13 protein-coding genes and 1 tRNA gene are annotated in these 12,343 nt (G+C 52.1%); 10 read left to right on the top strand and 4 right to left on the bottom strand.

Features of this window, described 5'->3' with window-relative positions; all coding sequences use genetic code 11:
- Positions 1–6: 6 nt before the first annotated feature.
- The 5 genes from cheY to DBY73_RS07300 are packed head-to-tail and all read left to right on the top strand — an operon-like array spanning position 7 to position 4,698.
- Entirely contained in the window at positions 7–396 is a 390-nt protein-coding gene (gene cheY, locus DBY73_RS07320; protein WP_112010516.1) for a chemotaxis response regulator CheY, read from the top strand.
- Positions 397–398: 2 nt separating this feature from the next.
- Positions 399–1,037 carry a protein phosphatase CheZ gene (gene cheZ / locus DBY73_RS07315; protein ID WP_112010515.1) on the top strand — a complete coding sequence of 213 codons (639 nt, stop codon included), beginning with the start codon at positions 399–401 and terminating at the stop codon, positions 1,035–1,037.
- An 18-nt stretch (positions 1,038–1,055) separates the two neighbouring features.
- Complete coding sequence (gene flhB / locus DBY73_RS07310; protein WP_112010514.1) at positions 1,056–2,201, top strand: flagellar biosynthesis protein FlhB; 1,146 nt, start codon at positions 1,056–1,058, stop codon at positions 2,199–2,201.
- Positions 2,201–4,294, top strand: a complete 2,094-nt coding sequence (flhA, locus tag DBY73_RS07305; protein WP_112010513.1) for a flagellar biosynthesis protein FlhA — start codon at positions 2,201–2,203, stop codon at positions 4,292–4,294. The genes flhB and flhA overlap by 1 nt, the downstream gene beginning before the upstream one ends.
- Entirely contained in the window at positions 4,291–4,698 is a 408-nt protein-coding gene (locus DBY73_RS07300; protein WP_258458390.1) for a flagellar protein FlhE, read from the top strand. Before flhA ends, DBY73_RS07300 begins: the two co-directional genes overlap by 4 nt.
- Before the next feature lie 66 nt (positions 4,699–4,764).
- Here the strand turns inward: DBY73_RS07300 and DBY73_RS07295 are convergent, their stop codons facing one another.
- The 3 genes from DBY73_RS07295 to DBY73_RS07285 all read right to left on the bottom strand — a co-directional run bounded on the left by DBY73_RS07295 (position 4,765) and on the right by DBY73_RS07285 (position 6,535).
- Positions 4,765–5,424 (bottom strand): class I SAM-dependent methyltransferase, encoded by a 660-nt coding sequence (locus DBY73_RS07295; RefSeq protein ID WP_112010511.1) that lies wholly within the window; start codon positions 5,422–5,424, stop codon positions 4,765–4,767.
- A 131-nt stretch (positions 5,425–5,555) separates the two neighbouring features.
- Entirely contained in the window at positions 5,556–6,092 is a 537-nt protein-coding gene (locus tag DBY73_RS07290) for a tail fiber domain-containing protein (protein WP_220092924.1), read from the bottom strand.
- Between the two features lie 59 nt (positions 6,093–6,151).
- The gene (locus DBY73_RS07285; protein WP_112010509.1) at positions 6,152–6,535 is read right to left on the bottom strand and encodes a DUF1090 domain-containing protein; all 384 of its coding nucleotides are present in this window, start codon (positions 6,533–6,535) and stop codon (positions 6,152–6,154) included.
- A gap of 504 nt (positions 6,536–7,039) precedes the next feature.
- Here DBY73_RS07285 and mtfA point away from each other — a divergent pair.
- The 5 genes from mtfA to DBY73_RS07260 all read left to right on the top strand — a co-directional run bounded on the left by mtfA (position 7,040) and on the right by DBY73_RS07260 (position 11,018).
- Positions 7,040–7,837, top strand: a complete 798-nt coding sequence (mtfA, locus tag DBY73_RS07280; protein ID WP_112010508.1) for a DgsA anti-repressor MtfA — start codon at positions 7,040–7,042, stop codon at positions 7,835–7,837.
- A 100-nt stretch (positions 7,838–7,937) separates the two neighbouring features.
- Positions 7,938–8,013, top strand: a tRNA-Asn gene (locus DBY73_RS07275).
- A gap of 537 nt (positions 8,014–8,550) precedes the next feature.
- The gene (locus tag DBY73_RS07270) at positions 8,551–8,862 is read left to right on the top strand and encodes a phage holin family protein (protein ID WP_258458389.1); all 312 of its coding nucleotides are present in this window, start codon (positions 8,551–8,553) and stop codon (positions 8,860–8,862) included.
- Positions 8,849–9,235: a M15 family metallopeptidase gene (locus DBY73_RS07265; RefSeq protein WP_112010506.1), complete on the top strand. Its 387-nt coding sequence runs from the start codon at positions 8,849–8,851 to the stop codon at positions 9,233–9,235. Before DBY73_RS07270 ends, DBY73_RS07265 begins: the two co-directional genes overlap by 14 nt.
- A 256-nt stretch (positions 9,236–9,491) precedes the next feature.
- Positions 9,492–11,018, top strand: a complete 1,527-nt coding sequence (locus tag DBY73_RS07260) for an aryl-sulfate sulfotransferase (RefSeq protein WP_112010505.1) — start codon at positions 9,492–9,494, stop codon at positions 11,016–11,018.
- A gap of 161 nt (positions 11,019–11,179) precedes the next feature.
- Here the strand turns inward: DBY73_RS07260 and DBY73_RS07255 are convergent, their stop codons facing one another.
- Entirely contained in the window at positions 11,180–12,319 is a 1,140-nt protein-coding gene (locus DBY73_RS07255; RefSeq protein WP_112010715.1) for a cytoplasmic protein, read from the bottom strand.
- Between the last annotated feature and the right edge of the window lie 24 nt (positions 12,320–12,343).

The following is a 12,343-nucleotide window of genomic DNA, read 5'->3' as shown; positions in this document are numbered from 1 at the left end:
TTACCCATGTCGGATAAAAATATGCGTTTTCTGGTGGTGGATGATTTCGCCACCATGCGGCGCATCGTACGAAACCTGCTGAACGATCTGGGCTACAAGAACGTTGACGAAGCGGAAGACGGCCAGGACGCGCTGAACAAGCTGCGCGGCAGCGATTTTGACTTCGTGGTCAGCGACTGGAATATGCCGAACGTCGACGGCCTGGAGCTGCTCAAAACCATCCGCACCGATGCGGCAATGGCAAAATTGCCGGTGCTGATGGTTACCGCCGAAGCGAAGAAAGAGAACATCATCGCCGCCGCGCAGGCGGGCGCTAACGGCTACATCGTCAAGCCTTTCACCGCCGCGACGCTGGAAGAAAAGCTCGGCAAAATCTTTGAAAAACTCGGGCAATAATCATGAGCACGCCGTTAAACCTGCAGGCGGATAACGCCAAAGAGATCTTCTCCCGCATCGGTCACCTTACCCGCCTGCTGCGCGACAGCATGGCCAACCTTGGGCTGGAGCAGGCGCTGAAGGAAGTGGCCGATGCGTTTCCCAACACCCGCGACCGCCTGAACTACGTGGTTGGCAAAACGTCGCAGGCCGCCGATCGCGCCTTGACCAGCGTAGAAGCGGCACGCCCGCTGCAGGAGAGCCTGAGCGAGAACGCCACGCAGCTGACCGAGCGCTGGGACGCCTGGTTCGAAAACCCGCAGCCTCTGGAGGATGCAAAAGCGCTGGTTAAGGACACCCGCAGCTTTCTGCACGAAGTGCCTGAAATGACCCAGCAAACCAACCGCCAGCTGACCGAAATCATGATGGCGCAGGATTTTCAGGATTTGACCGGCCAGGTGCTGCAAAGCCTGATGCAGGTGATCGCCACGGTGGAAGAAGAGCTGATCAGCGTGCTGGTGGAGAACATGGGCGAACGCGCGGTGGACGCGCAGAACGATGACGCGCACCTCAAAAACGGGCCACAAATTGACGCCAGCGTGAAGGGGATCGTCGCCTCTCAGGAGCAGGTGGACGACCTGCTGGAGTCTCTCGGCTTTTAATCATGCCGGGCTAATGCCATGTCAGAAGAAAACGACAGCGAAAAAACGGAAGACCCCACGCCCCACCGAAAGCAAAAGGCGCGAGAAGAGGGACAGGTTCCCCGTTCGCGCGAGCTGACCAGCCTTTCCATGCTGCTGGCGGGCTGGGGGCTGCTCCTGATCGGCGGGAGCTATCTGGCGAACAAGCTGCAGCAGCTGCTGCACAACGGTTTGACGTTCGACAGGCTGCTGGTCAGCGACCCGCAGCAGATGCTGCACCACGCGGGCTCGCTGCTGGGCATGGCCTTTCTGGCGATCCTGCCGTTCGTGGGCGGGCTGTTTCTGACCGCCGTGGTAACGCCGTCAATCATTGGCGGCCTGAACATGACCGCCAGGGCCATCAAGTTTGACCTTAAAAAGCTAAACCCCCTGAAGGGCATCAAGCGCCTGCTTTCCGCGCAAATGGTTTCCGAGATGGTGAAAAGCATTTTGAAGGTGTTGCTGGCGGTCACGGGCGGCGGGCTGTTTTTGTGGCTCAACAAGAGCCGTTTTATCAGCCTGATGTTTGAGCCGCTGGGGATGGCGCTGGTCGACATTAGCGCCCTGCTCCTCGGCTGCATGCTGGTCATTATTTTATCGCTGATCCCGATGGTGGCCTTCGACGTGGTTTACCAGCTCTGGAGCAACGTCAAGAAGATGCGCATGAGCATGAAGGAAATCAAAGACGAATTTAAAAACCAGGAAGGCGACCCGCAGATCAAAGGGCGTATCCGCCAGCTGCAGCGCCAGATGGCGCAGCAGAGAATGATGACCGACGTCCCCACCGCCGACGTGGTGGTGAATAACCCGACCCACTTTTCGGTGGCCCTGAAGTACCAGGAAGGCGCGATGGGCGCGCCGCTCGTGGTGGCACGCGGCAGCGGTCCGATCGCGCTGCGCATCCGCGAGCTGGCCGAAGAGCACCGGGTCCCTATGCTTGAGGCGCCGCCGCTGGCGCGCGCCCTGTATCGCCATTGTGAACCCGGCGCACCGGTTCCCGCCGAGCTGTATAGCGCGGTCGCGGAAGTGCTGGCCTGGGTTTATGGCCTGAAGCGCTGGCGCAAAGGCTACGGCTCGCGTCCGCTGACACCTAAAGATCTCCCCGTTCCGGCGGGGATGGATTTTGCACAAGAGAGTAGAGAGTGATGGCCAATATCGCCACCCGATTACGTTTACCCAACATGAAGGAAACCCAGTGGCAGGTGCTGGCCGGCCCGGTGCTGATCATGACCATCCTTGCGATGATGATCCTGCCGCTGCCTGCGTTTGTGCTGGATTTGCTGTTTACCTTCAATATCGTCCTGTCGATCATGATTTTGCTGGTCGCCATGTTCACCCAGAACACGCTGGAGTTTTCGGCGTTTCCGACGGTGCTGCTGTTCTCGACGCTGCTGCGCCTGGCGCTTAACGTTGCTTCCACGCGCGTGATCCTGTTGAACGGCCATACCGGCCCGGAAGCGGCGGGCCGGGTGGTTGAGGCCTTTGGCCACTTCCTGGTAGGCGGCAACTTTGCCATCGGCATCATCGTGTTCGTGATTCTGATCATCATTAACTTTATGGTGATCACCAAGGGCGCGGGGCGTATCGCAGAGGTGGGCGCGCGCTTCTCGCTCGACGGGATGCCGGGCAAGCAGATGGCGATCGACGCCGACCTGAACGCCGGCTTAATCGGTGAAGAAGAGGCGAAGCGTCGTCGTAAAGAGGTGACCCAGGAGGCCGATTTCTACGGCTCGATGGACGGTGCCAGCAAGTTCGTGCGCGGCGATGCCATTGCCGGGCTGCTGATCATGGCCATCAATATTATCGGCGGCCTGGTCATCGGCGTGATGCAGCACGACATGACCGCCAGCATGGCCGGTGAGACCTATACCCTGCTGACCATCGGCGATGGCCTGGTGGCGCAGATCCCGGGGCTGGTGATTTCGACCGCGGCGGGCGTGGTGGTCACCCGCGTGGCGAACGACCAGGACGTGGGCGAGCAGATGGTGGGCCAGCTGTTCACCTCCCCGCGCGTGGTGGTGCTGGCCGCGGGCGTGATCGGCCTGCTGGGCCTGATCCCCGGAATGCCAAACTTTGTGTTTCTGCTGTTCACCGCCGCGCTGCTGGGCACCGCCTGGTGGCTGCGCGGGCGCGAAGGGGAAACGAAGAAGCCGGGTGCGGTTCACGCCGATGCCGACGCAGCCGACGCCGAGGTGGCGCAGGTTCACGAAGCCACGTGGTCCGACGTGCAGATGGAGGATACGCTGGGCCTGGAAGTGGGCTACCGCCTGATCCCCATGGTGGACCATGAGCAGCAGGGCCAGCTCCTGACGCGCGTGCGCGGCATCCGCAAGAAATTTGCCCAGCAGATGGGCTTCCTGCCCCCTGCCGTGCACATTCGCGATAACCTCGACCTGGCGCCGACGCACTACCGCATCTTGCTCAAAGGGGTAACGGTGGGCCAGGGCGAGGTTCAGCCCGATCGCTGGATGGCGATCAACCCCGGCTGCGCGGAGGGTGAAGTGCCCGGCACGCCGTGTACGGAGCCGACCTTTGGCCTTCCGGCGCTGTGGATTGATGAAGTTCACCGCGAGCTGGCGCAGACGCTGGGCTATACGGTGGTTGATCCAAGCTCCGTGGTGGCAACCCACCTTAATCATCTGATTAGCACCCACACGGACGAGCTGTTCGGCCGTCAGGAAGCGCAGCAGTTGCTCGACCAGATTGCCAAACAGTCGCCGAAGCTGATTGAGGACCTGATCCCGGCGGTTATCAGCCTGACCACGCTGCACAAGGTGCTGCAAAACCTGCTTTCCGAGCGCGTGCCGATCCGCGATATGCGCACTATCATCGATACGCTGGCCGAATTTGCCACCGCCCAGAGCGACGCCGACGAGCTGACCGCACGCGTGCGCGCCCGCCTGTCCCGCGCCATTACCCAGCAGTGGTTCCCGGGCGAGGACGACATTCAGCTGATTGGCCTCGATCTGTCTCTTGAGCAGCTGCTGGTGCAAGCCACCCAGAGCGGCAGCGCCATTGAGCCGGGCATTGCGGAGAACCTGATGAAGGAGACGGAAAAAGCGCTGCTGCACCAGGAAGGGCTGGGCGCGCCGCCGGTGCTGCTGGTAAACCCTGCCCTGCGACTGATGCTGTCGCGCTATTTGCGCCGCATCTTCCCGCAGCTGGCGGTACTGTCCAGCCAGGAGCTCAATACCCAGCGCAACGTGCGCATGACCTATCTGATCGGAGGCAAAGCATGATGACGCGCGCGCTGGCGGGGCTGATGCTGGCCTCGCCCCTGGCGCTGGCCGCCGACGGCTCCTGGAGCAGCCAGAGCTTTGGCGGCACGATGACGCGGGGAGGTCAGGTGGTGAAAAGCAGACCGGTGCAAAGCCCCTCTCCGCTCGCCTCCGGCGCGATGGCCTCCCGCGCGTACTGGAAAATTACCACCAGCGGCCCCACGCCGGTCGGGATGCGCATCCGGCTGTGCAGCGCCGCCCGCTGCCTGATGCTGCCCGGCATGGCGGGTGAGATCGCCCTCCCGACAGATATGTCCCCCGGCGGGCCGTTTCGGTTTGAATACGCCACCGCCAGGGGCGGGATATTCAGCTCGCCCGTCACCGTGCTAAGCAATGTGCTGACGGTCACGTATACCTCCCCATGATGAAAAAAGGCGTTACCGTTTACGGGTAACGCCTTTATAAGGGATGAACGTTGTGCGGGGCGTTATTTAGCCCTTCTTTCTTTCGGCCTTAAATAGCGCGACCTTCCCTTCTACCTTAATGTCCACGCGGTCAAAGGCGGCTGAGAGAATAGTCCGCAGATCCTCAACGCCGTCCGCCCGGTTTGAGAAGATGCCCTTTTTGTTATAAACCGCCATCAGCTTGCGCCCAAAGGCATTATGGTTGGCCTCATCGCCCAAAATGGTCGCGCCAAACAGCACGCCATCGCGGGTTAACGCCTCGGCAGCACGGTGGATGACGGGGGCCTTCTCTTTCATCGTGCCGGGCAGACAGTGGAGCAGGTAGAACATTGAAATAGAGTCAAACTGATTGTGCAGGTGCGCGGGATAGGGGTTGAAAACGTCGTGCAGAACGGACGCCTTGATCCGGCCTTTGCCCACGCGCGCGGTCGCCGCATCCAGGCTTGACGCATTCAAATCCATCAGCGACACGCTGCAGATATCCGGCGCGTACGTCAGGTAAAAGCCGGTTCCTACGCCCACGTCCAGATGATTGCTTTTCATATTATTTCTGAAGTGAGGGACAAGGTGGCGATGGGTTTGGCACTGCCAGGCATAGCGATTCGAAATACGCAGCACCCACCAGTCATACAGCTTTAGCGCCAGGGGCGTATACACTTTAATTCCATCATTTGTTTCTTTATTCATCAAGGCTCCCCCAATGTAAAATTGCAAAGCGAAAAGGGTGCCAGCATGACACAATAACGGTGATTTTCAATAAGCTAACGAGCCTGCGGGCATTGTGCCGCAGGCTTACGCTTAGAAAATAGTCGGCGAGCTTATTTTTTTAATGCACATTTAGCGACATCCGCTTTGAGCGCGTTTATCTGCTCCTGCTGCTCGCGTACGGCTTCAATAAGTGGCGCAACCAGCTTTTGATAATCAACCTGCTTAACGTCGTCTTTCGTTTTGACCAGCTCAGGATAAACTTTTTCGACATCCTGGGCGATCAGCCCCACGTCGGCCGTTTTATTCTCTTTCCAGGTGTAGGAGACCCCTTTCAGTTTTAGAATATTTTCCAGCGAGCGATCTAAGGGCTTAATGTTTTCTTTGAGACGCTCATCGCTGAAGGGACAGCAAAGCGAACCGGCGTCTGCCCAGGTATAGGTAGAAAGCAATAAAGGAACAGCAGCGAAAGCGATTTTTCTGAATGGCATAACGTCTCCAATAACGATACGTAGCGCATTAGCGCCTTGAATAAACAGGTAGAAAAAACGGTTATCAACACAATCTTTGCCGACCCGTAAACAATAACAGTAAAATAGCCATCGCCCCACCCCTTCAATAAGGAAATAAGCGCGCAGATTTGTCGGCAATTAATAAAAAAGGGGCTGCGTATTTGCAAGCCCCTTTATAAATCGTTAATCAGATGCGTTTATTTTGCCAGCTCGGCCTGCGCCTCGCGTAGTTCTTCACGCGCTTCATTCAGCTTTTTCTCTTTTTTGGCAATCTTGTCGCTGCGGCCTAAGGCTTTCGCTTCGCGCAGCTCCTGCTCTCTTTCAGCCACTTTTTGCTCTTTCTCGCTGACCTTCGCTACTCGCGCTTTTTCTAACGACGCGTCAGTGCAGTTTTCCGCTATTTCTGAATAGGCTTTTTCCAGCCCGGCAACGCGGTGCGTATTACCGTACTTTTTCGCCTGGTCTATTTGCTGCTGAACGCTCTGTTTTTTGGCGGCGCACCCGGTGAGTGAATCGCTGGCGATGGTAGCAAATGATGTAGCCATCAGGGAAAGCGCACAAAGCATTGTCAATTTTTTCATCTTAATAACACTCCTTAATAATAACTTATCCTCAACCTGAGTGTACGTTAACGAAATGAATTAGGACACGGTTTATTCGTCAAACCAGGATTTTTACGACAAATAAATATAAAGACGTAATAAAGAGAAGATATTGCGTACTTATTTAGGGTTAAATGGGTTAATCATTAATCCTTTGATACGGATTTTTCTTATCAGCAACGACGCGTTGTGCACGCACCGTGATGGCGCGAGCGACTCCGGCCCTGGGAGAACGCAATGGCCGTCGCGTTGATTTGCACGTAAGAAGCTGATTACGCGAAAATTAACGACTAAGCTCACAAAATGAAGGACCGGCTTGCAAAGCACTATTCACCCTTCGACCTAAGTGATAACGTTGCAGCGGTGCTGGTCCTCCTCCGGCATCTAGCCGTTTTGATGGTTGCCATCAGGGCGGGTTGTTTGGCATGTTAACCAATCCCGATCTTTCATTTTTGTTCTGGTAGCGAGTTTGCGAGCAAAGCGATGATTAAGTGGCCCTGGAAATCGAATGAAACCCGCCCGGATATGGCGTTGCCATGGGATGAGGCGCTGGCTATTCCCGTACTGGCGAACCTTGAGCCGCATGAACGGCTTAAGCTGATTCAGCTGGCCGACCGCTTTTTGCAGCAAAAACGTCTGGTTCCGCTGCAGGGTTTTGAGCCAGACCCGCTGAAAAGCGCGCGCATCGCCCTCCTCTTCTGTTTGCCCGTTCTGGAGCTTGGCATTGAGTGGCTGGACGGATTCCACGAGGTGCTAATTTATCCTGCGCCGTTCGTGGTTGACGACGAGTGGGAAGATGATATTGGCCTGGTCCACAGCCAGCGCGTGGTGCAATCGGGGCAGAGCTGGCAGCAGGGACCGATCGTCCTGAACTGGCTCGATATTCAGGATTCGTTCGATGCCTCCGGCTTTAACCTGATTATTCATGAAGTGGCGCACAAGCTGGACACCCGCAACGGCGATCGCGCCAGCGGCGTTCCCTTCATCCCGCTTCGCGACGTGGCGGGCTGGGAGCACGACCTGCACGCGGCGATGGACAATATTCAGGATGAGATCGACCTGGTTGGCGAAAGCGCCGCAAGCATTGACGCCTACGCCGCCACCGATCCGGCCGAATGTTTTGCCGTGCTGTCAGAATATTTCTTTAGCGCGCCCGAGCTGTTTGCGCCGCGCTTCCCGGCGCTGTGGCAGCGTTTCTGCCACTTTTACCAGCAGGACCCGCTTCATCGTTTACGTCAACATGGCGGCCCTGACGTTAATTCATCCGCTCAAGTACACTAAAACGGCAGTTTGCGGCAAAATTAATCATTTGAATCAGCAGCTTAATTTTAGTGTTGACACACATTAACGGGGCCATTAACATGCGCCTCGTTCACACGATTCCTCTGTAGTTCAGTCGGTAGAACGGCGGACTGTTAATCCGTATGTCACTGGTTCGAGTCCAGTCAGAGGAGCCAACTTCTTGTTTCTATGCGTTTCAGCTGTATTGATACAAAGAGCCAGCATAGAAATCCCTCGCAACAAGCGTTTGGTTTATTTCCCCGCATCGGGATATATTGACGACCTCATTAAGGTCATTCCAGTCAATACTGCCAGCAAAATCCGTACGACTCAGCCTCAAACCACTCACTCTTAAATTGACCGACGTCCCTATTCAGTCTCCTTCTATCAATCCGGGCAGTTTACGCGTCTGGTGTGTCACCTATTGCCTTTCCCAGTAGCCGCCGCGTCACTGGTTCCCCTTTCTCCTGCTTGTCCCTCTTATGCATTCTACTGCTAAATATAATAATCGAAATCAATAACACAAAACTATCATTCATAAAAAATCGATCGATAAAAGCTATTAAATACCTTTCGTGTGACATTCGTCACAAAATTGGGTCGCTCAACGTTTATTATTCACTCCATAGCGAACTATTTAATATTAATACGTAAAATTAATCTCATTGTGCAATTAAATATATCCACCTAAACGAGCTTCGGAGGTAATTGTTTTGCCATGGAAAGACCCATCATCAAATGCATTTTTTAGCTGGATTTACATACTATTATTCGGCGCGTGGGGAGGTGTCGTTAGATATCTTCTTGACGTTAAGTCTGGCAAGTCGGGAAGAAATATATTTTCGGCTGTAGCACAAATCATAGTATCAGGATTTACCGGTGTACTTGCTGGATTGATGTCGCAAAGCCTTGGAACTGTATTTCATACTTCACTTGCAATTAGCGGTATATCCGGCGCAATGGGCGTTGTTGCCCTTAATTATTATTGGAAAAAAATCTCTGGAGAAAGTAATGATAAATCATGAATTCAGTAAAACCACTGAAAAAAATCTTAAAGGCGTGCATAAGGATCTTGTTGATGTGATGAGAAAAGCATTGAAACTCTCACCTGTAGATTTTGGCATTTCGGAAGGGTTAAGAAACCAAAAGCGCCAGCTTGAGCTATTAGCATCAGGGAAATCTTTAACGTCAAAAAGCAGGCATTATACGGGACACGCCGTCGATGTATTCGCCGTCATCAACGGCACGGCATCATGGGAGTTTAAGCATTACCAGACTATTGCAACGGCTGTTTTTCAGGCAGCTAAGGAGTTAGCTGTTGATGTTGAATGGGGAGGAAACTGGATCGAAATAAAGGATGGCGTTCATTTTCAACTTTCGCGAAAGATGTATCCATAATAGCATCTAAAATATTTAACAGATATATTACTGTAGATAATATGATATACCAGCAATTGCGGGATGATTAAACACCCCCACATTTATCCATCTATTTATTTTAAAGGAGCATTATACTACAAATACATTTTTAACTACCACAGCACTAAATTATAGGTCAGGTATTTATTTGCTCGCTATTTCTATTAGCGACGCTTTGCTGCCATGACAAAAAACGTATCCATATTTTATTGAAAAAACCTAAAGGAATTTAATCATGACTATTACTTATGTGAAAACTGAACTTGCACCATCCGACAACCAGCTCGCTGCATATCTTTATTTTACTTCCGATACGCCAGTAAGCTACTCTTACACTGTCTCAAAACGGACGACCAGCCCAACCAGCGTAGATTTTACCTATGCATCAGATCTGATTTATGGTGTTTCTCAAACCATCAAAATCCCTGTTATTGGCCTTTATGCGCAATATGCAAACAGCGTGCAGGTCGTGTTTAAGGATGAAACTGGAGCTGAAGTTTTCAATCAAGCATTTACCGTTAGCACCGAAGATCAGGTTTATGATAAATCTGTTATTTTCCACCTCGACATTGAACAAACAGACCCTGCACTCTTTACTTCCGTCTGGGGAAACAGCTGGTTAATGGAATCCACAGGCCGCGGTTACGACAAGAATGGTGACCTGCGCTTTAACTTCTTATCGATTTATCATCTCCAGCCGTTGCGGATCCACAATGGCTACCTCTATACCGGTAGCGATGAAGATATGTCGTGGTATGGTCGTCGCTTTTTCAAAATTGACATCATGGGTAATGTCGTCTTTGAATTCGACATGCGTGACTCAGATGGCAACCACTACTCAAACACTCACGATTTAGTCTGGGATTCTGCAGGCGATCTGTATATGTTTGGTAACGACATCCCAAATCGGATAACCAATACGCGAGGACAAGATGCCCTGGTACTTAAATTCAACGATCGGACCGGGAAAATGATTTGGGCAAAAAATTATACCAGTGAGTATAGTGGCTCTCAAATCTTGAATAATAGTACGCCTAATGACATTCATTTAAACTCCCTTTCATGGATTGCAAGCAGTCCAAACAATGAAGAGGCCGTTATTGTTCACTCCCGTTCAACAAGTACGACTTTTGGTATCTCTATCGTTGATGGTAGTATTTTGTGGGCAATCAACACAGGTAATTTCAACCCGCAGTTCCCGGTAAATCCAGACACGATTCATATTGATATCTCAGGAATTACCAACTTTGAGAACGGTGCTCACACTGCATGCATCACTAACAACAGTGCGTTTGCAGAATATATCGATCCGACCGTGGGGAAATTTGTTTTATCCATCTTTGATAACAGATCCTGCCTTGATGCGAATGAAAACCCTGTTGTTCGCCCGATCAATGACAACGCGACGACCGATGCCTATTCGACGCCTCCGGCTCGCATTCTGTTCTATGCTGTAGACCTGGCCGCCAAAACGGCTGTGGAAATTAACGCACCTATTGAGTTACCAACAAAACCCATCGTCCAGTGGACTGATTTCATGGGTAATGTTTTTGACCATGATGATTACTTCTCTATTTTCACCAACCATGCCCGTTCATTCTTTATCTCCGATGTGAACGGCAATATGATTGCCAGCATCTATGATGTCATCGCACTTCCTGATGGAGCACCTCAATTCCCAGCCGAGGGCTATCGCGCAAGATTATTTAACGAAACGGAGCTGAATGACGTAATCACTGCGGCATCCATTCATGCAAATTAATAACGTTATGTAATTAAAGACAGAAGCAACCGGTCAGCAGGTTCTAATTACCCCCTGATCTCACTGCAAATGTTAAAAGGGTTCATGTATCTGCATGAACCCTTGACGTTATATCCCAGAGGCGTAAATCAAAATTGTTTACTGAAGAGATTTAGCGCCCCTTATTCTCCTGACGTTTGTGGGAGTTTATCGTTATATTTATGTGCCAGGGAAATAAAAATTTGCATTAGGCGCCCAGCAGATAGTTTGGCACTGTGCGAAAATTCATCTTGCCCATTAAGCCAGCGACGAAAATACCTGCTGGCCCTTAATGAGAGCATTTTAGCGTTACACTTATCGCCCCCTGTTAACGGACATACCATCCTGCGGTTTTCCCCCTGCCCCCATAGCTGCCACTGAGTTTGCCACCAGCCGTGCTGTGTTTTGCTCAAAAAAGTCCAGGGTATATCACTTTCACTTTCATTCATTTCTTCTTCTATATACCAAAGCCCACCTTCCCGCTGGCGAAAAAGATCTGCCCAGGCGGTAATAACGGCTCCTCGAAGAAAACACTCGTGTGAAATAACGTGCGTCTTTACCTGAGGGAAAAGGATGTTCAGAACCCGAAAATGCCCGTGCGCCGCAATAACGGGACGCAAAATTGCACCTCTGGCGTTACGCTTAAGCATCGCACTCCCGTACTGAATTTCATCAAACTGGCTTCGGCGTAGAAATTGGATCTCGCGCATATCAACGCGGTTTACGATATCACTGTGATGCAAATCAGGCTCAATAATCCCCCGCCAGCGATACCGTAGCGTTTCACCGACAAGATGCTGAGTAAAATTCGTTGAGATATGAAGAACACTACCGCTAACGGCATCGAAACTGATTAAAACATACAGCTTCTGTTCTGAGCTGTTCCCCTGGAAAGGCACAATTAATGAAACGGTTTCAATGCTCTCAGGAGGGACAACTTTTCTTTGCTTTTGCCGTTTAGGTGTCCAGACTTTTCTACAGGCTCGGCACTGAACGCGCTGCGTCCCCCGTGGGTTATGACCATAACAAATTATTTCTTTGCGATAACATTCTGGACAAAAATGACCATATTCTGAAGCATAGTCACTTAAGTAGGCAGACAGCCATTCATTAAATTGCAGTTCATCAAACAGCGGAGGATAACTCCCGCATGCTCGGCAGTGTAATGCCGGATATCCCAGCCTGTAGTCGGGCCAACTATAATCTGCACATGCCGATACGGGTAACCCCAAATTGCGGCAACCAAACGATTTGCAGGTATTAATCGTAAATAGAGTCAATATAGTCACCAACGATTTCAAAAGGTC

The organism is Enterobacter sp. RIT418 (assembly GCF_003057745.1).
Lineage (GTDB): Bacteria > Pseudomonadota > Gammaproteobacteria > Enterobacterales > Enterobacteriaceae > Enterobacter.
This window is presented reverse-complemented; position numbering and strand designations above follow the sequence as displayed.

Bases quoted from the DNA above. Each gene is read 5' to 3' on its own strand.
- cheY (WP_112010516.1), top strand. From the start codon at position 7: ATGTCGGATAAAAATATGCGTTTTCTGGTGGTGGATGATTTCGCCACC.
- cheZ (WP_112010515.1), top strand. From the start codon at position 399: ATGAGCACGCCGTTAAACCTGCAGGCGGATAACGCCAAAGAGATCTTC.
- flhB (WP_112010514.1), top strand. From the start codon at position 1,056: ATGTCAGAAGAAAACGACAGCGAAAAAACGGAAGACCCCACGCCCCAC.
- flhA (WP_112010513.1), top strand. From the start codon at position 2,201: ATGGCCAATATCGCCACCCGATTACGTTTACCCAACATGAAGGAAACC.
- DBY73_RS07300 (WP_258458390.1), top strand. From the start codon at position 4,291: ATGATGACGCGCGCGCTGGCGGGGCTGATGCTGGCCTCGCCCCTGGCG.
- DBY73_RS07295 (WP_112010511.1), bottom strand. From the start codon at position 5,424: ATGAATAAAGAAACAAATGATGGAATTAAAGTGTATACGCCCCTGGCG.
- DBY73_RS07285 (WP_112010509.1), bottom strand. From the start codon at position 6,535: ATGAAAAAATTGACAATGCTTTGTGCGCTTTCCCTGATGGCTACATCA.
- mtfA (WP_112010508.1), top strand. From the start codon at position 7,040: ATGATTAAGTGGCCCTGGAAATCGAATGAAACCCGCCCGGATATGGCG.
- DBY73_RS07265 (WP_112010506.1), top strand. From the start codon at position 8,849: ATGATAAATCATGAATTCAGTAAAACCACTGAAAAAAATCTTAAAGGC.
- DBY73_RS07260 (WP_112010505.1), top strand. From the start codon at position 9,492: ATGACTATTACTTATGTGAAAACTGAACTTGCACCATCCGACAACCAG.